Genomic DNA, 18,143 nt, shown 5'->3' with positions numbered 1-18,143 from the left:
AACGGGCAGCGCCTGACAAGAGTGGGCAGTGCCGGAAGGTCAGGCGGGTGCCTGTACCCGCACGGACGTCCGTTCCACGGTGGGGCAGTGGATTTTGGCGGCGGCGCTGGCCGGTGGTTCTTCCAGTCCCAGCAGGATCCGCACGCCGGCGGCGCCGAGCTCATAGTGCGGGAGCGCCACCGTTGAAAGCGGCGGGCGGAGGTGCGCTGCGATGACTTCCTGGTTGTCGAAGCCGACCACCGCCATGTCCTCCGGGATGGACAGTCCCTGCTCGCGCAGGGCGTCGTAAAGGCCCATCGCCATGCGGTCGTTGTAGCAGTAGACGGCGGTGACGCCGAGTTGCAGCAGCTCCTGTGTGGCTCCGTATCCGCCTTCCTGGTCGGGGTAGGCCTCCAGGACCAGATCCGGGTCGAAGGGAATGCCCGCGTTTTCAAGGGCGCGCTTGTAGCCCTCAAGGCGTCCGTCCTTGGCCGGTGCGGGGGTGGTGGCGTTGATGAACGCGATCCTGCGGTGTCCGTGCCCCAGCAGGATTTCAGTTGCGGATTGTCCGCCCTGCGCCTCATCGGGCACGACGGCCCTCGCGTCCGGGTCGTTCGAGAAGCAGTTCACGAGAACGAAGTCCGCCTCGTGAAGGGACACCGGTACGTCGGTTTCCCTGTGGAACCACGTGGAGTACAGGATGCCGCGCACTTTGTACTCCAGCATCATCGTGATGGCGTCGTTCTCGAGGTCCGCGTTGCCTTCGGTGTTGGCAATGAGGAGGGCATAGCCGTGCTTCCAGGCCTCGTCCTGCGCCCCCTGGATGATCTGGCCGGCGAACGGCGTGGTGGCGATGGCGTCGGCCACCAGGCCGATGAATCGGGAAGTGCCGCTGACCAGTGTTTTGGCCAGGGCATTGGGCCGGTAGCCCAGTTTGCTGATTGCATCGCGGACCCGTTTGCGGGTCTCGGCCGAGATGCGGGCGTCCTTTTTCTTGTTGACCACCAGGGAGACGGTCGCCGTCGATACGCCTGCCTCCTCGGCCACCTGACGAAGGGTAACTGGGTGGGCGCGCCCGGATGCCTTCGGGGACCGCGTCCCGCTGACGGGACCACCCGAACTTTTCTCCTTTGAAACCATCTGCCCTCCGTCAGGAGTATATCCGTCTGCGACGGCCGTCATCCCTTGGTCGCCCCGCTCTCCAGGCCCTGGATCATCGCCTTGTTCAGCACCAGGAAGACCAACAGCAGGGGCGTGATGGTGACGCAGACGGCGGCGAACGTCGCAGTCCAGTCGACCTTGCCCATGGCACCGATGTAGTTCTGCAGGCCCAGCGGGATCGTCTTCAGTTCCTCGGACAGGACGAAGGTGTTGGCGAAGATGAAGTCGTTCCAGATGAAGATGCTGTTGACCAGCACCACCGTCACGATGGTGTTCAGTGACAGGGGGAGCGTGATCAGCCCGAAGATCCGGTACGGCCCGGCGCCGTCCAGCGAAGCAGCCTCGTACGTTTCCCGGGGGATGTAGTCGAAGAACGAGGAAAACAGGTAGACCGACATTGGCAGCGAGAACCCGGCCAGGGGAATGATCATCGACTGGTAGGTGTCCAGCAGGTTCACCGTGGAGTAGTCGATGAACAGCGGGACCAACGCGATCTGGACAGGAACGATGATGCCGATCATGAACAGCCCGCGGACCAGGCGGCTGAGCCGGAAGCCGAGCACCTGGATGGCGTAGGCGGCCATCATGCCCAGCAGCACGATCAGGATGTTCGCGCCCATGGTGACGATGAAGCTGTTCAGGATGTTCCGGCCAAGGTCGCCGGTTTCGAAGGCCCGGGCGTAGTTCTCCCAGGTGAGAGCCTTGGGCAGGCCGAAGGGGTCCCCGGCAGCGAAGTCGGTCTCGCTGCGCAGGCTGGTCACGAACAGCCAGGCCAGCGGATAGACCTGGACGATGACGATGAGCGCCACCAGGACGCGCGACAGGGTCTTGAAGACGCTCGGCGGGCGGCGCCGGCGGGAGGCAGGAGGCGCCGGAGACGGCGCGGCGCGGCGGGTGGCGGCGGGTGCTGTCTGGGTGATCATGAATCTGCCTTCCGCTTGAGCATGAAGAGGATGAGGCCGACGGCGACGAGGCACTCGATCACGATGAACACGGAGATGGTGCTGGCGTACCCGAAGTCGGTGCTGGTGAACGCTGTCTTGTACATGTAAGTGGTCAGGAGTTCCGAGGACTGGCCGGGCCCGCCGTTGGTCATGAGGTAGGGGATGTCGAAGCCGCGCAGCCCGTAGGTGGTGGCCATGATGGTGGTGGTGATCCACACGGGACGGATGTAGGGGAACCGGATCTTGGTGAACAGCGTCCACCGGGACGCGCCGTCGAGCACGGCGGCCTCTTCCAGTTCCTTCGGCACAGCCATCAGCGCCGCGTAGATGATGAGCATGTACAGCCCGGTGAACCGCCAGCCCTCGGGGGCGGAGACGGCTGCGAGCACGGTGTTGATGTCGGAAAGCCAGGCGCGTTCCAGGCTTCCCAGACCGATCCAGTGCAGGAGCTGGTTGAGCAGGCCGACGGGGTCGATGGAGTAGATGCGCACGAAGAGGAAGGCGATCGCGACGGTGGAGATGACAGCCGGCAGGAGGTAGAGGGTCTTGATGAGCTCACGGCCGCGGCGCAGCGAGGTGAGCAGGCTGGCCACGAGCAGGGCGCCGCCCAGCTGCAGGACCAGGCAGATGGCCAGGTAGCCGAGGGCGTTGAAGAAGGAGCGCCAGAAGATGTCATCGGCGGTGAACATGCGGAGATAGTTGGCCAGCCCCACGAACTCCATGTCGCCGATGCCGTTCCAGGAGTAGAAGCTCAGGAACAGGGACTGGAGGATCGGGAACAGCACGGCCGCCCCGTACAGGAGCAGCGGAGGAAGCAGGAAGACCAGAACTGAGAGCCGGGATCTGTTGGGCAGCATGATGGGGCCTTTCGGGCGGGGGACCGTCGGTCCCCCGCCGCATGGGGTTACTTGAAGAACTTCGGGGCGTTCTGCGCGACGGTGCTGTCCATCGTGCTGGTGAACTGCTCGGGCGTGATGTCGCCCTGGACCAGGAGCACCAGCTCCTGCTGTAGCCTGCCGTTGGTGGTGGGATCAAGCTGCGTGTCCCACGGCATGGCCTGCTTTTCCCCGAGGTCGGCGGCCTTCTCGATGGCCTTCTTGTACAGGGGGGTGGCGTTGGCGGGGATGGCGGTTTTGACGTTGGTGGTGGGCGAGAGCGCTCCGGTGGCTGCGTATTCGGCCGGGTACTTGTCCAGGGCGAACTTGAGGAAGTCACTCACCAGCGGGTCGTACGTCTTGGCGTTCACGGCCATGCCGATGCCTGACGGGGACACGAATTCGTTGGCGGCGGTGGCGGATCCCTCCGTGGTGGGCAGGGTGATGAAGTCAATGTCATTCCGCACGGCGGGGTTCAGCTTGTCCGTGGCCAGGCTGGGCAGCTCCCAGGTGCCGATGTTGTACATCGCTGCCTTGCCGGAGGTGAACTGGTTCTGGGCGTCGGAGTACCCCTGCGAGGAGAAGCCGTCCTGGAAGCACTTGGCCTTGCCGAGGGCGGCCAGCCATTCGACGGCCTTCTGGCCCGCGGGATCGGAGAACTTGGCCTCGCCCTTCTTCAGCTTCTGGATGAAGTCCGGGCCGGCTTCGCGGAACGGCTGGTAGGCGACGTAGCGTTCCAGCGGCCACTGGTCCTGGCCGTCGAGGGCGATCGGCGTGATGCCGGCATTGCGCAGCGCCGTGCACATGGCGGGGAGGTCGTCGAGCGACTTCGGTGTGGATACCCCTGCCTTCTGCAGCAGTGCCTTGTTGTACCAGATGAACTCCAGCTCGAACTGGAACGGGATCATGTAGAGGGATCCGTCGTCGAACCGCTGGTAGTCCAGCGCGCCGGACCGGTAGTTGTCGTAGACGTTGAGGGTCTTCAGCAGCTTCTCGCCGTCGAGCATCTTGCCCTGCTTGGCCAGCTGCTGGGCGAACGGGGTGGCGTCGGTGTCGAAGAGCTCGGGAAGCTTGTTGGCGGCCGCGAGGGTTTCGAGCTTCTGGATGTAGGAGGGCCGGTCCGGGGTGGTGATCAGGTTCAGTGAGAAGCCGGGGTGGTCCTTGGTGTAATCGGCGGCCAGCTTCTTCATGATGTTGATGACGGGGCCGTCGGCCGGCCGAGACAGCAGCCAGGAGATTTCCCGGGGCTTGATCTCGCCGGTGGGGGTCACGTTGGAGGGGTTGCTGGCCCCTCCGCCGCCACAGCCTGCCAGGGCCAGGGCGGTGACAGCGGCGACGGCGGCTGTGCGGAGCAGTTTTTTCATGGCGGCAATCTTCCTCGATTGGAACGGGCTTGATGGGAACGGAGGTTGAAGGTGGGTATTCAGTTGTTGGAGCGCTGACGTATCTCGAGTTCGGTGAGGCTGGCGGACCCTTCGCCGGCGAAGACGCCGATCCGGTTGCCGGGCAAGCCGTAGATCCGGGTGCTGAGGCTGACCTGCCGGTCCACGACGGCGACCAGCAGGTCGCCGTCGACGATCACCTCAAGCGTGTGGGCGCCGGGGCTGAGATCGCAGGGGCGTTCGAGCTCAATGTCGAAGGGGACGTCGCCCGAAACATGCCATTGCGCGTCGCCGGTGACTTTCCGCGGCCACCGGTCAAAGACCAGGCGGCCGCGTTTCGGTTCCAGCCGCAGGATGTAGGACTGGTCGCCGTCGGCGCTGGAGCGCAGCAGCAGTCCGCACTCGGTGGTGCCGGCGGCAATGTCCAGGACCGCCTTGGCGTAAAACTGCCGGGGCAGGTCCTCGTCGGAGATGACGGCCGCATACCCGTCCGGGACGTCCAGCTTTGCGGGCAGTTCCTGGTTGTCGAGAGCCGGAACCTTGTCCCAGAAGCTGTCCACGAGCTCATCCGGGAAGGAGAAGCCCAGCGTGCCGTCCGGGTTCTGGCGCGCTTCGAGCACTGACATGGTGCCCGCCCACTGCCAGGGGCCGTCGTCGTGGCTGTCCTCCTTGCTGGCGATCCATCCGAAGAGGAAGCGGCGCCCGCCCCGTTCGGCGGTCTTGGAGGCGTAGAAGGCGCGGCCGTCGATGCTGTCCAGGTGGGGCACCGACCAGGGGCCGTCGGGGCTTTTGGACATCCGGTACCGGGTGGTGAACGATTCCGAGAACTCGGAGTAGACCATGTACCACCAGTCGCCCCAGGCGAAAACATCGGGGCATTCATGGGTGATGTAGCGCCGGGGATCCCAGAAGGGTTCGGTGTGCTCCCAGCTCAGGAGGTCGGAGGAGACGCACTGGGCGATGACGCCGCGGCGGCGCTCCGGGCCTTTCTCGTGCCGTGCCGCCAGCAGCATCCGCCACTGCCCGGCTGCTTCGTCGCGGAAGACGAACGGGTCCCGCCAGTCGCCGGTCTCCAGCCCGGCGGGGGCCCCGAAGGTCAGTTCCGGGTGCTTGGCCCAGGTCTTCATGCCATCGGTGCTGGTGGCGTGCATGACCAGCTGCAGGGGCAGCCCGTCGGCGCCCAGGTTCCGCGGGTTCTGGCCGGTGTAGAACAGGTGGTGGGTGCCGTCGTCGTCCCTCACGATGCTGCCCGTGTAGGCGTTGAAGTCCAGCTCGTCCTCACCGCCGTGGTGCAGTGACACCCCGTGGTCCTGGAACTGGACCAGGTCCTTGGTGGTCACCAGATTCCACGAGGTCCCCGGCTTAGGGTCCGAGCGGACTTCGTGAAGGTAGAAGAGCCAGAACTCGCCGTCCTGCTCGTAGGGAATAAGATCTCCCACCCATCCGTCGGCGGGCTGGAAGAAGACTGGGTGATTCATCGGCGCTGATGTCCATTCTGCTAAAGCGTTTGATCACCTAGAAGCTAGCCTGCTTCGGCGTTGTGATCAAGCGTTTTAGCAAAATTAAATTTCCGGTCCCGCGCTTGGGCCGCCCGGCGTGGCTGGGGATGATTAAACGCTTGACCATTCGGTCGTGAGTAATCTACCGTCTGCTCAAACGATTAATCACGACGACGAGCGATTAGTCACGACGACGAGGTCACCGATGAACCAACGACGGTTCTCCCAACGAGCAAACATTTCCCGCCGCCACGTCCTGCAAGGCACCGGAGCGCTTGCGCTGCTCATGGGTGGCGCCATGACTGCCACCGCGGCCCAGGCCTTCGGGGCTCTGCGCGCGGTCTACCACCTGACGCCGCCGTCCGGCTGGCTGTGCGACCCGCAGCGCCCGGTCTATGTCAACGGCGTCCAGCACCTGTACTATCTGCACTCGGACCAGAACAACGCCCCGGGCGGCTGGGACCACGCGACCACCGCCGACGGTGTGGCCTTCACCCACCATGGAGTGGCGCTGCCGCTGCAGGCAGATGTTCCGGTGTGGTCGGGGTCGGCAGTGGTCGACACCGCCAACACCGCGGGCTTCGGCGCCGGTGCGATCGTCGTGCTTGCCACGCGGCCCACCGGCGGCATCCGCAAATACCAGGAGCAGTACCTGTACTGGTCAACCGACGGCGGCGACACCTTTACAGCGCTTCCCGATCCGGTGATTGCCAACACCGACGGCCGGACGGCCGTGACACCGGCGGAGATCGAGAACGCGGAATGGTTCCGCGACCCAAAGATCCACTGGGATGCGGCCCGCGGCGAGTGGGTGTGCGTGATCGGCCGCGCCCGCTATGCAGCGTTCTACACCTCGCCCAACTTGCGGAACTGGCAGCTGAAGCGCAACTTCGATTACCCGAACCACGCGCTGGGCGGGATCGAGTGTCCCGACCTTTTCCAGATGACGGCCGACGACGGCACGCGGCACTGGGTGCTGGGCGCAAGCATGGACGCGTACGCCGTCGGCCTGCCGATGACCTACGCGTACTGGACGGGCGCCTGGGATGGCGAGCAGTTTATTGCTCATAGCCTCACCCCGCAGTGGCTCGACTGGGGCTGGGACTGGTACGCCGCCGTGACGTGGCCGGCAGCCGACGCGCCGGACGAGCGACGGTACGCGGTGGCGTGGATGAACAACTGGAAGTACGCCGCCCGCGATGTTCCGACTGATTCCTCCGACGGGTACAACGGCCAGAACTCGATCGTGCGCGAGCTGCGCCTCGTTCGCCAGCCTGGCGGATGGTGCAGCCTGCTCAGCGCCCCGATTGCGGCGCTCGCAAACTACGTCAGCTCCACAACCGTGCTCCCCGACCGCATCGTGAATGGCAGTGCCGTGCTGCCGTGGAGTGGCCGCGCCTATGAACTCGAACTCGATATCTCGTGGGATGCTGCCGCCAACGTCGGCGTATCGGTGGGCCGCTCCGCCGACGGCGCGCGCCACACGAACATCGGCAAGTACGGTGACCGCCTGTATGTTGACCGCGCACCTTCGGACCAGGGCGGCTTCTCGCTCGTGCCGTACACGCGGGCTGCAGCACCCATCGACGCCGGCGCCCGCTCGGTGCACCTGCGTATTTTCGTCGACACGCAGAGCGTGGAAGTGTTCGTCAACGCCGGGCATACGGTGCTCTCGCAGCAGGTGCACTTCGCCGAGGGCGATACGGGGATCTCGCTCTATGCCGACGGCGGCCCTGCGACCTTCGCGGGAATCACCATCCGTGAGTTCGCGGCAGTGGGGGCACCTACTGCAGGGCAAGGATAGCCATCGCGGCATCACGGGGCTGCTGCAGGTCCAGCCCCGTGTACTTCTTGAAGGCGGCAAGTCGGTTCACCACGGTGTTCCGGTGGACATCCAGCCGTTCGGATGTTTCCAGCAGGCTCCCGTTGCCGAGGAAACACTCCACAGTCTCCAGGATCCGGCTCCGTTCGACCGGCGTGCAGCGGTCGAGTGCCGGACCCACGAGGCTGGCCGGGCTGCATCCCACCTGGGTCAGGAGGTGGCTGGTGATGGACATCCACCGGTCCCTGAGCGTGAATACCCCGGTGGCGCCCATCGGGAGGTCCTTCATGATTTCCCGTGCAGCGGTGACAGCGATCCGGATCCCCTCCACCCCGTCCGCAGGAGGGGCAACAGCTACGGCCATGCCCTCGAACAGGACCAGTTCGGGGAACGTGGGCGGTCCTTGAATGCCGTGTGGGCGGCGCCGGATGACCAGCGTGTGGTGTCCCTGGTCGTAGGTGAACACTGCCGGGTCACGGGGCGGACGTGCCCGCAACCGGCGGCGCACCGTCAGGCTGTCGTTCCGGTCAATGGACGCGACGAAGAAGGAGTCGTCCACATCAACGCGGAGGGCGCCCGCGATGCGGGCGAGGTCGGCGGCCGTCGGCTCCGCCAGGGCCAGCAGTTGCGTCAGGTATTGGTGCTGCAGGTCGGCGTCCGCCCGTTCGACTTCCTCGGATTCGGCCAGGTAGTACTCCTGGACCCGCGAGGCGAAAGCATCCACGATCTGCCAGACGAGCTTCGCATGCCTGACCAGCAAGGCCGGATCAGCGCCAAGCCCGGGGTCCGACATGGCATCCCACAGGACAGAGAAGTCCAGGCGGATTGCGCGGATCAGGCTGTCCAGGGCAACGCCCTGCTGGGCTCTCCGGGCTCCAAGGTCAGCGGCAAGAGCCCGCACCGCCTCCAGTTCCGGCCCGCCCCCGCCGAGGGCCCGGAGCATCGTTGAGAAGGAGGCCTCACCGCTCTTGCGCAAGTCGTCGATGGTGAGCTTGGACTCGCTGTAGGCCGGGTCAGCCAGCACCTTGGCCAGGAATGTCTCCACCAGTTCCGGCACGCGAGCGGAGATAGCGTCGATGACTTCCTGCCACTCCCGATCCACCATGCAGAACACCTCCTCCCGGGTTCCTTAATCATCGCGGCGCCTGCTTTCAAGGGGGCTGTACTTTCGTACATTTTTTGGTCCGGATTCGCTGAGATGCCGTCATTGGCGCGGCCGGTTCTGGTTGGGACGATCGATTCCTGCTGCAGCGTGGCGGCAATCACAGACCAACCGGCCAGGAGTTTCCATGACCACCACAGACCCCGTCGACCAACGGACAACGGCCGTCCGCCCTGACGAGCAAACAGGGTACAAGAAGGGCCTGTCGAACCGGCAGGTTCAGATGATCGGAATCGGCGGCGCCATTGGCACCGGCCTGTTCCTCGGCGCGGGCGGGCGGCTCGCTTCGGCAGGACCGGTGCTGCCTCTGGTTTATGCCCTGTGCGGGATTTTTGCCTTCTTCATCCTCCGTGCCTTGGGCGAGCTGGTGCTCCACCGGCCATCGTCCGGCTCGTTCGTCTCCTATGCCCGCGAGTTCTACGGCGAAAAGGCAGCCTACGTTGCCGGATGGGTCTACGCCATTTCCTGGGCCCTGACGGCCATCGTGGACATCACCGCCATCGCCGTCTACTTCCACTACTGGACGGCCTTCAGCAGCGTTCCGCAATGGGTGCTGGCACTGGTCGCCCTCGGCGTCGTGACAGCCGTGAACCTGATCTCGGTCAAACTCTTCGGCGAACTCGAATTCTGGTTCGCCCTCATCAAGGTCGGGGCACTCGTGACCTTCCTGATTGTGGGCGGCATCTTCTTCGCCGGCAGCTTCCCCGTCGCCGGGCACACGCCCGGTTTCTCCCTGATCGCCGACAACGGGGGCCTGCTGCCCAACGGCCTGCTCCCGGCGGTGGTGGTGATCCAGGGGATTGTGTTTGCCTACGCCGGAATCGACCTGATCGGCGTCGCGGCCGGCGAAACCAGGAACCCGGACAAAGTGATGCCCAAAGCCGTCAACGCGGTGGTGTTCCGCATCGCCGTCTTCTACGTCGGTTCCTCCGCCCTGCTGGCCCTGCTGCTGCCTTTCAACGCCTACAAAGCCGGCGAATCGCCCTTCGTCACGTTCTTCACCAGCATCGGCGTCCCGGGCGCCGGCGACGTCATGAATTTCGTGGTCCTCACCGCCGCACTGTCCAGTCTCAACGCAGGCCTCTACTCGACCGGCAGGATCTACCGCTCCATGGCCCAGGCAGGCGCGGCGCCCCGCTTCATGGAGCGCATGAGCAGGGGAGGCGTCCCCTACGGCGGCATCCTCTTCACCGCGGCGGTCACTCTGCTGGGCGTCGGCCTCAACGCGGTGGTGCCGGCCATGGCCTTCGAAATTGCACTGAACGCCACAGCCCTGGCCATCCTCTGCACCTGGGGAACCATTGTCCTGTGCCAGCTCAAGCTGCACCGGCTGGCCAGGAACGGCCTGCTGCGCCGCCCCGCATTCCGGATGCCCGGCGCACCGTGGACCTCCTACCTCACGCTCGTCTTCCTGGCCAGCGTCCTGGTCCTGATGCTGTTTGACTACCCAATCGGCACGTACACGGTCGCGGCCCTCGGCATCTTCATCCCCGCACTGATCATCGGCTGGTTTGCGGTGAGAAAACGCGTCAATGAACTCGCTGCCCGGGACGCGGCAAACCACGAAGTCCCTGAAGCCACACCACCCGCCAACTCAGCAAAGGACACCACGCCATGAGCGCCCGCCCCCTGACTGAAACTGACACGCCCGCCACTGACACGCCCGCCACTGACACACCAGCCGGGACAGCCGCTGCCGAATCATTCCTGCGGGACTTCCGCAGCCTCTGCACCATCGGCGAAACACCGGGACACGGCGTCGACCGCCAGGCCGCCACGCCCGCCGACGCCAGGGCCCGTGCCTGGTTCACGTCGCTGGCCGCGCAGTACGGGTTCCGCACCGTGGCCGACCAGGTGGGCAACCTGTTCGCGCTCCTGGAATGGACGCCGGGGGCTCCCTACGTGCTGGTCGGCTCACACCTGGACAGCCAGCCCACCGCCGGAAAATACGACGGCGCCTATGGCGTTGCCGCGGCCCTGCACGCCGGGCGCCGCATCGCGGACCGGATCAACAACCGGCCGGACGGTCAGGCAGCGCCGAAGTACAACCTCGCCATCGTGGACTGGTTCAACGAGGAAGGCTGCCGCTTCGCCCCCTCCATGATGGGCAGCTCGGTGTACACCGGAAAGCTCCAGGCAGAAAGCGCACTGGCGACCACCGACGTCGACGGCGTCTCCGTCCGCGAGGCCCTCGGCAGCATCGGCCAGCTGGGGACGGGGACCGGCCCCGAGGCAGCAGCCTATGCCGAAATCCATATCGAGCAGGGGCGTTCCCTGGAGGACACCGGCACCACGATCGGGCTGGTCCATTCCTGCTGGGCGGCGGCCAAGTACAGCGTTACCGTCCACGGCGAGCAGGCGCACACCGGTTCCACAGTCATTGCCGACCGCCGGGATGCACTGCTTGGCGCGTCCCGGCTGGTGGTGCTGCTCCGCGAGATCGCAGACCATTTCCCCGACGGCGTGCTCCACACCTCCGTTGGCCAGCTGACGGTGTACCCCAACTCCCCGGTGGTGGTCCCCTCGCGCGTGGAGCTGGTCATGGACCTCCGCACCGCCGACGAGGACGTCCTGTCCGCAGCGCAGGCATTGCTGAAGGCGGGCATTGCCCGGATCGGGGCCGAAACCGGCGTCACCGCCGACGTGCAGCAGTCGCACGCCTGGGGCATCAACCCCTACCAGCCTGCCGGCGTCGAACTCGCCGCCCAATGCGCCGCTGACCTTGGCCTGAGCCACCGCAGGGTATTCACCCTGGCCGGCCACGACTCCATCAACATGAAGGACATCGTCCCCACCGTCATGCTGTTCGTCCCCAGCGTGGACGGCATCTCCCACAACGAACGGGAGTTTACCCACGACGACGATGCCTGCGCCGGCGTCGACATGCTCACCCTCGTCGTCGAACGGCTCTGCCGCGGCGATCTGGACGGTTCCCGATGACGGAAACAGCGCAAACCACCCTGCGCGTCGCCGTCATGCAGGCCACCGGGCTGGTCAACTCCCCGGCGGAGAACCTCCGGCGCCTAGCGTTCAGGGCCGGCGAGGCGGTGGCCAAGGGTGCCGGGCTCCTGGTCACCCCCGAGCTGTTCACGGCCGGCTACGCGCCGACACTCGTGCACGGCACCGACGGAACGGCGCAGCGGGACCAGTTGGCCGCCATCGCCGCCGAGCATTCCATCGCCCTCGTCGCGTCGACCGTGGAGCATTCGGCCGGTAACCGGTACATCACCGCCTCCTTTTTTGGTCCCGGCGGCGAGGAGCGCACCCGGTACCGGAAGCAGCATCTCTTCGGGCCCGATGAAAACGCAGTCTTCACGCCGGGCGGGGAAGCCCCCGAGATCATTGAATACGCCGGCTTCAAGACGGCGCTCGGCATCTGCTTCGACGTCGAATTTCCCGAGTTCACCCGGGCGGCGGCCCTGGCAGGGGCCGAGCTGCTCTGTGTCCCGACGGCGGTTCCACTGCGGGCGGCCGGCAACACTGGCGACCATCCCCTCGACACCCGCCTGATCCCGTCCATGGTGGTACCCACCCGGGCCTTGGAGAGCCAGCTCTATGTCGCCTACGCAAACCACTCCGGTCCCCGTTTCGCCGGGGTCAGCACGATTGCCGACCCCTACGGGCGCAAGGTTTCGGCGGCCGCCCTTGATGCGTTGATCGTCGCTGACATCAGCCCTTCCACCGTTGCCCGGGCCCGCCGGGACACGGACTACCTCACCCGATTCACTCCAGCCACTTGCTCCATCCCTGAAGGAACCCCATGACCCTCGCCGCCACAGGCACCGAAACCGTCCAGCCGGCCCCGCCCGCCCGGTGGGCAAAACCGGTGACTATGCTCAACCCCGACTTCCCGTTCCCGTACGACGACTACCTCAGCCATCGCGTGGGCCTCGGCTCGGTCCCCGAAGCAGTGCATGGAACAGAGGTGGCAGTCATCGGCGCCGGGCTGTCCGGACTTGTCGCCGCGCATGAGCTCATGAAAATGGGGCTGAAACCCGTTGTCTATGAGTCCTCCCGGATCGGGGGCCGGCTGCGCGCGGGGCGCCAGGAGGGCCAGGCCGGTCCCGTGGCAGACCTCGGGGGCATGCGCTTCCCGCGTTCGGGCCAGTCGTTCTTCCACTACGCGGACATGGTCGGCATCGAAACCCAGCCGTTCCCCAACCCGCTCACGCCCGCCGCCGGCAGTACCGTCATCGAACTCGGCGGCCAGGCCCACTATGCCGAAAAGCCCGAAGACCTGCCGCAGTTCTTCGCCGACGTCGCGGCCGCCTGGGATGACTGCCTGGCGGAACGCGCCCACTTCGGCGCTATGCAGGAGGCCATCCGCAACCGGGACCTGGGCACCATCAAGAAGCTGTGGAACGAGCTCGTTCCCCGCTTCGACGATGTGTCCTTCTCCGGTTACCTCGCCACGTCCAGGGCTTTTTCCGCCTTGCCGTTCGAATACCGGGAAGCTTTTGGCCAGGTCGGGTTCGGCACCGGCGGCTGGGATACCAACTTCCCCGATTCCATCCTGGAAATCCTGCGTGTGGTCTACGTGGATGCCGACGCCGACCAGCACCGCATCATCGGTGGTGCACAGCTGCTGCCCGAGCGACTGTGGCAGCATGCCCCGGACCGTATATCCCACTGGCCGGCCGGCACAAGCCTGGCTTCGCTCCACGGCGGCCACCCCCGCCCGGGCGTCGCGGCGGTCCGCCGGCTGGCCAACGGTGACGGCACTCCCGGCGACATCGCCGTCACCGACCGCTGGGGCAGGACCAGCAACTACCCGGCCGTGATCGCGACCTGCCAGAGCTGGCTGCTTTCCGCCCGCATCGACGTCGACGAATCCCTGTTCAGCCACAAGCTTTGGACCGCGATCGAACGCAGCCATTATCTGCAGTCCTCCAAGACCTTCGTGGTGGTGGACCGTCCTTTCTGGAAGGACATCGACCCGGAGACCGGCCGCCAGGTCATGTCCACCACACTCACAGACCGCCTCACCCGGGGGACATACCTGCTGGACAACGGACCGGACCAGCCTGCCCTGATCTGCCTGTCCTACACGTGGAACGACGACGCCCTGAAATGGCTGCCGCTGGATGCCGACGAGCGCGTCCGGCTCATGCTGCACTCGCTCAAGCAGATCTACCCGACGGTGGACATCGCCTCCCACATCATCGGGGATCCCATCACCGTGTCCTGGGAGGACGATCCCAACTTCATGGGTGCCTTCAGCGACAACCTGCCGGGCCACTACCGCTACCAGGAGCGTCTCTACAGCCACTTCATGCAGGACGGGCACGAACCGCGGCACCGCGGGATCTTCCTGGCCGGCGACGACGTCTCCTGGACCGGCGGGTGGGCGGACGGCGCCGTCACCACCGGCCTCAACGCCGTCTGGGGTGTCATGACCCAACTCGGCGGCAGGACGCACGCCGGGAACCCCGGCCCGGGCGACCGCTTCGAGGAACTGAAACCAATCCGGCTCCCGTAGGACAGGGGAAATGCCCGCAGCAGCTGCTGCGGGCATTTCCGTCTGTCCGGCCAGCCCCGCCGCTGGACGTACGGTGCTACTGCCCGGCCGTGGTTGGAAGGACCGACTCAAGCGGCTCGCCGGAGGCAATGCGGGCGAGCAGGCCGGGCTCTGCCGCGTCCGAGGCAAGAGCCTTGTCAACGACTTGACCGGCTGCCTCCGGAGAGAGGACGACGACGCCGTTGGAGTCGCCGAGCACAAGGTCGCCCGGGTGCACCGTCACGCCGCCGCACTGCAGGGGCACGTTGACCGCCGATTCCGTTCCGTACACCCGCTTGGTGGTGAGGCAAGTGGTCCCGCGCGCGAACACCGGCAGCCCGGTCTGCCGCAGTTCCTCGACGTCGGTGGCCCTGCCGTCAACGACGACGCCGGCCGCTCCCCGGGCCTTCGCGGCGGCGGCGGTGACTGCCCCGACCGGCGCATGGAGGTGGTCGCCGGACATGTCCACCACGAGGACGCAGCCGGGCTGAAGGGCCAGGAGCGCGCAGTTCATGGCGATCGCGTCGTTCCCCGCAACCCGGACCGTGACCGCACGGCCGGCGACCTTCACGCCATCGAGCAGTGACTGGATGGCGGGATCCACGAACCCGTCCTCGAGGAAGTGGCCCAGGGTGGGAAAGCTCACCGCGGCGATCCGCTCCAGCAGGTCGCTGGTCAACGCTTGTGCAGTCATTTGCCGGTCCCGCCTGCCGGCACGGCAACTGCCGCTACGCATTCGATTTCGAGCGAGACGCCCCACAGGCTGACGCACACGGTGGTCCGGGCAGGCTTGGCCCCGCCGAAGTATTCCGCGTAGACCCGGTTGTATTCCTCCAGCTGGCCAGGGTCTGTGAGGTACGTGTTGACCTTGACCACGTGCTCCAGGCCGGAGCCTGCCGCGGCCAGGACGGTCCGCAGGTTTTCGATGGCTTGGCGGACCTGGCCGGCGAAGGTGTCCGGCTGGTCATCGAGGCCGGTCACGGCGGGGATCTGGCCCGAGGTGAAGACGAAGCCGTTGGCGATGACCGCGTGCGAGAAGGGCCCGACGGCGGGCGCCTGCCCGGGGATTTCGGCCAGGCGCCGCAGGGAAGATGCCGTCACTTTGCGGCCGCCGCGCTGGCCGTTTCAACGGCTGAGCCCGCATGCCCGGTGGCGGCGGGGGCTTCGTCGACGGCGTCGATGTTGCCGTGCCGTGTTTCCGTGAGGATGAGGAGCGCCATCAGCGAGACCACTGCTGCGCCGAGGATGTACCAGGCGATCGAGGAGCTCTGGTGCGTCAGACCCAGGAGCCAGGTGGTGATGAACGGTGTGGCCGCGGAGCCGAGGAGGCCGGAGAGCATGTAAGCCACCGACAGCCCGGAGTAGCGGACCTTCGAGCCGAACAGTTCGGCAAGGAACGTGGCGATGGGTCCGTAGTTGGCTGCGAAGGCGGTCATCATGGCCAGGTAGGCCACGAAGAGCAGGGCGACCGATTTCGTGTCCATGAGCCAGAACATCGGGAAGGCGAACACGGCCTCGGCGGCAACACCGGCGTAGATGATGGGCTTGCGGCCGTACTTGTCCGAAAGCTGCCCGAAGAAGGGGATCAGGACGAAGCACAGGGCACAGGCGGCCAGGACAACCCACAGCATGAGGCTCTCGGAATGGCCAAGTTCCTTCTTGCCGTAGGAGACCCCGGAGGCCACAAGGAGGGTGAAGGTGCTTCCGGTGGAGAGGGTGGCTACGCCGCCCAGGATGACCTGTTTCCAGTACTTGGCCATGAGGGCGGCAAAGGGGATCTTGGCTTTCGCGCCCTGCGTTTTCACGGCCTGGAAGGAGGGGGTCTCCTCGATGTTCAGGCGGATGTAGATTCCGACGGCGACCAGCAGCACGGAGGCGAGGAATGGGATGCGCCAGCCCCAGGCCAGCAGGGCTTCCGGGCTCACGCTGGAGGCAACGATGAGGAAGGCGATGTTCGCGATGAGCGTGCCGGCCGGAACGCCCACCTGGACGAGCGAACCGTAGAAGCCGCGCCGGCGGGAGGGGGCATGCTCCACCGTCATGAGCACGGCGCCGCCCCATTCGCCGCCGAGGGCGAGGCCCTGGATGACGCGCAGGAGGAGCAGCAGGAGCGGGGCCATGATGCCGATGGAGTTGTAGTCCGGCAGGAGGCCGATGGCGAAGGTGGCCGCACCCATGGTGAGCAGCGAGATCAGGAGCATGGACTTCCGGCCCAGGCGGTCGCCGAAATGGCCGAACACAATCGCACCGATCATGCGGGCGATGTAGGCGGAGGCGAAGGTGCCGAAGGCAAGCATGGTGCCGACGATGGGGTCGAAGCCGGGGAAGAAGATCTTGTTGAAAACCAGTGCAGAGGCAGTGCCGAATACGAAGAGGTCATACCACTCAACGGTGGTTCCGATCACGCTGGCAAGGGCGATCTTACGCATTTTGGTGAGGTCGAGGCGGGACTCGGAAGGGGGAGTGGTGTCTACCGTTTGGGCCATCAGTATCTCCGGAAGGGGTGCGGGGGACGAGTGTCCGGTGCAAGGTAGCTACAACTATTCTGTGCTGCTGATCACAGCTTCAATGGCAAAATCCCCACCATAACGGGCAGTGGATTGTGGATCCTCACATCAGGCCGATGATGGCCTCACGCCCAGGCAACAACCAGCCTGGCGGCTTTTGCCGGTACGGCCAGATCAATGCCTGTGAGTTCCTGGAAGCGGTTCAGCCGGTTCAGGATGGTGTTGCGGTGGCAGAACAGCTGCTCGGCGGTGAGCGTGACGTTCCCGGTGGCCAGGAAGTTCCGTACTGTTTCCAGAAGGCGCTCGCGCTCGCCTCCCTTGCACTCTGTCAGGGCCTCTTCTACTTCCGCGGCAAGATCCAGGCCGGCATCCTGCAGGTTCTGCCGGGCGAGCCGGGCCCAGGCGGCGTCGGCGGACAAAGGGCCGGGATCGCGCGGACGCAGGAGGGCAGCGAGGCTCTCGGCGGTGCGTGCCGCTGCCGGCAGGGCGCGAAGGCCCAGGACCTCCGGCACGTACCCGCATGGAACGTCGGAAATCGCAGCCGGCAGCTGCTGCTCTGCGCCCTGCCTGCCGCGGGTGCGGACGGCGGGCAAAGGCCAGAACACGTAGGTGTTTCCGCCGGATTCGTGAAGGAACAGGCGGTGCCGGGCTTGCTGGCCCGAGCCGAAGTGGGATACGCCCGCCCGCAGGCGTGCCCCCGGCTCGCCGCTCGCGGCCACCAGTGCAAAGCGTGACTCCGGATTGATTCCCAGGGCCGAGCCGACCTGGACGGACGTTTCCAGGGAGGGCGTGCTCTGGTTGAACAGGCGGGCGATGAACTCGCGCTGGATGCTGGACTCCTCCTGGGCCATGCGCGTGCGTTCAGTGAGGTAACTGGTGTGGGTGCGGGTGGCGAACTCGTCCACGACGCGCCACACCTGGTCCACCCGGGAGGTCAGGAGGGCCGCGTCCTCCAGCGTCGCGATCTCCAGGAGTTCGGCCCACAGGATGCTGAAGTCGAGCCGCACCGCTGATGTCAGCGATTCCGGCGGGATTCCGGCCCGGGCACGCTTGGACCCCAGGTCTGAGGCGAAGGCGAGCAGTCCGTCCCGGCCGTCGTCGGCCTGGCCGTGCCGGAGACCCCGAATCAGCCGGCGGAACGTTTCCATGGCCGTTTCGCGGATTTCCTGGACGGTCACCTGGCTCTCGCCGTATTCCGGGATCTCACGGACCCTTGTGGTGAAAGCCAGCGCGAGCCCGTCCAGCCGGCCCTCCAGCAAGTCCACGAGCTCGGCCCAGCGGGGGTTATGCCCGGATGTTTCCAGATTGTGCATTC

At 66.0% G+C, this 18,143-nt stretch carries 15 protein-coding genes; 5 read left to right on the top strand and 10 right to left on the bottom strand.

The features are described from left to right. Positions 1 to 39: 39 nt before the first annotated feature. The 5 genes from ACFQ50_RS09260 to ACFQ50_RS09240 are packed head-to-tail and all read right to left on the bottom strand — an operon-like array spanning position 40 to position 5,819. On the bottom strand, positions 40 to 1,119 hold the full coding sequence (locus ACFQ50_RS09260) for a LacI family DNA-binding transcriptional regulator (protein WP_377995229.1): 1,080 nt from the start codon (positions 1,117 to 1,119) through the stop codon (positions 40 to 42). A gap of 38 nt (positions 1,120 to 1,157) precedes the next feature. Continuing rightward, positions 1,158 to 2,063, bottom strand: coding sequence for a carbohydrate ABC transporter permease (locus tag ACFQ50_RS09255; RefSeq protein ID WP_377995228.1), 906 nt, complete (start codon positions 2,061 to 2,063; stop codon positions 1,158 to 1,160). Next, the gene (locus ACFQ50_RS09250; RefSeq protein ID WP_377995227.1) at positions 2,060 to 2,941 is read right to left on the bottom strand and encodes a carbohydrate ABC transporter permease; all 882 of its coding nucleotides are present in this window, start codon (positions 2,939 to 2,941) and stop codon (positions 2,060 to 2,062) included. The genes ACFQ50_RS09255 and ACFQ50_RS09250 overlap by 4 nt, the downstream gene beginning before the upstream one ends. Before the next feature lie 47 nt (positions 2,942 to 2,988). Further along, positions 2,989 to 4,323, bottom strand: coding sequence for an ABC transporter substrate-binding protein (locus tag ACFQ50_RS09245; protein WP_377995226.1), 1,335 nt, complete (start codon positions 4,321 to 4,323; stop codon positions 2,989 to 2,991). 59 nt (positions 4,324 to 4,382) lie between these two features. Further along, positions 4,383 to 5,819, bottom strand: coding sequence for a family 43 glycosylhydrolase (locus ACFQ50_RS09240; protein WP_377995225.1), 1,437 nt, complete (start codon positions 5,817 to 5,819; stop codon positions 4,383 to 4,385). A 226-nt stretch (positions 5,820 to 6,045) separates the two neighbouring features. Here ACFQ50_RS09240 and ACFQ50_RS09235 point away from each other — a divergent pair, with 226 nt between their 5' ends. Next, positions 6,046 to 7,644 carry a glycoside hydrolase family 32 protein gene (locus ACFQ50_RS09235; RefSeq protein ID WP_377995224.1) on the top strand — a complete coding sequence of 533 codons (1,599 nt, stop codon included), beginning with the start codon at positions 6,046 to 6,048 and terminating at the stop codon, positions 7,642 to 7,644. On the opposite strand, the gene ACFQ50_RS09230 is transcribed toward ACFQ50_RS09235, so the two are convergent. Then, complete coding sequence (locus ACFQ50_RS09230) at positions 7,625 to 8,767, bottom strand: helix-turn-helix domain-containing protein (RefSeq protein WP_377995223.1); 1,143 nt, start codon at positions 8,765 to 8,767, stop codon at positions 7,625 to 7,627. The two genes, ACFQ50_RS09235 and ACFQ50_RS09230, sit on opposite strands and share 20 nt — an antisense overlap. A gap of 184 nt (positions 8,768 to 8,951) precedes the next feature. Here ACFQ50_RS09230 and ACFQ50_RS09225 point away from each other — a divergent pair, with 184 nt between their 5' ends. The 4 genes from ACFQ50_RS09225 to ACFQ50_RS09210 are packed head-to-tail and all read left to right on the top strand — an operon-like array spanning position 8,952 to position 14,303. Next, complete coding sequence (locus tag ACFQ50_RS09225) at positions 8,952 to 10,442, top strand: amino acid permease (RefSeq protein WP_377995222.1); 1,491 nt, start codon at positions 8,952 to 8,954, stop codon at positions 10,440 to 10,442. Next, on the top strand, positions 10,439 to 11,764 hold the full coding sequence (locus ACFQ50_RS09220; RefSeq protein ID WP_377995221.1) for a M20 family metallo-hydrolase: 1,326 nt from the start codon (positions 10,439 to 10,441) through the stop codon (positions 11,762 to 11,764). Before ACFQ50_RS09225 ends, ACFQ50_RS09220 begins: the two co-directional genes overlap by 4 nt. Next, a complete protein-coding gene (locus ACFQ50_RS09215) occupies positions 11,761 to 12,588 on the top strand; it encodes a nitrilase-related carbon-nitrogen hydrolase (RefSeq protein ID WP_377995220.1) in 828 nt (275 codons plus the stop codon). The genes ACFQ50_RS09220 and ACFQ50_RS09215 overlap by 4 nt, the downstream gene beginning before the upstream one ends. After that, entirely contained in the window at positions 12,585 to 14,303 is a 1,719-nt protein-coding gene (locus ACFQ50_RS09210; RefSeq protein ID WP_377995219.1) for a flavin monoamine oxidase family protein, read from the top strand. The genes ACFQ50_RS09215 and ACFQ50_RS09210 overlap by 4 nt, the downstream gene beginning before the upstream one ends. Before the next feature lie 76 nt (positions 14,304 to 14,379). On the opposite strand, the gene ACFQ50_RS09205 is transcribed toward ACFQ50_RS09210, so the two are convergent. The 4 genes from ACFQ50_RS09205 to ACFQ50_RS09190 all read right to left on the bottom strand — a co-directional run bounded on the left by ACFQ50_RS09205 (position 14,380) and on the right by ACFQ50_RS09190 (position 18,141). Next, positions 14,380 to 15,015, bottom strand: a complete 636-nt coding sequence (locus ACFQ50_RS09205) for an RraA family protein (RefSeq protein ID WP_377995218.1) — start codon at positions 15,013 to 15,015, stop codon at positions 14,380 to 14,382. Beyond that, positions 15,012 to 15,422, bottom strand: a complete 411-nt coding sequence (locus ACFQ50_RS09200; protein ID WP_377995217.1) for a RidA family protein — start codon at positions 15,420 to 15,422, stop codon at positions 15,012 to 15,014. The genes ACFQ50_RS09205 and ACFQ50_RS09200 overlap by 4 nt, the downstream gene beginning before the upstream one ends. Beyond that, positions 15,419 to 16,807, bottom strand: a complete 1,389-nt coding sequence (locus tag ACFQ50_RS09195; protein WP_377995216.1) for an MFS transporter — start codon at positions 16,805 to 16,807, stop codon at positions 15,419 to 15,421. The genes ACFQ50_RS09200 and ACFQ50_RS09195 overlap by 4 nt, the downstream gene beginning before the upstream one ends. A 146-nt stretch (positions 16,808 to 16,953) precedes the next feature. Continuing rightward, positions 16,954 to 18,141 (bottom strand): PucR family transcriptional regulator, encoded by a 1,188-nt coding sequence (locus tag ACFQ50_RS09190; RefSeq protein WP_377995215.1) that lies wholly within the window; start codon positions 18,139 to 18,141, stop codon positions 16,954 to 16,956. Positions 18,142 to 18,143 lie beyond the last annotated feature (2 nt).

Origin of the sequence: Arthrobacter sp. NPDC056493, from assembly GCF_042795115.1 — a bacterium.
GTDB lineage: Bacteria > Actinomycetota > Actinomycetes > Actinomycetales > Micrococcaceae > Arthrobacter.
Note: the sequence above shows the minus strand (reverse complement) of the source record. Positions and strands in the feature narration are given on the sequence as shown.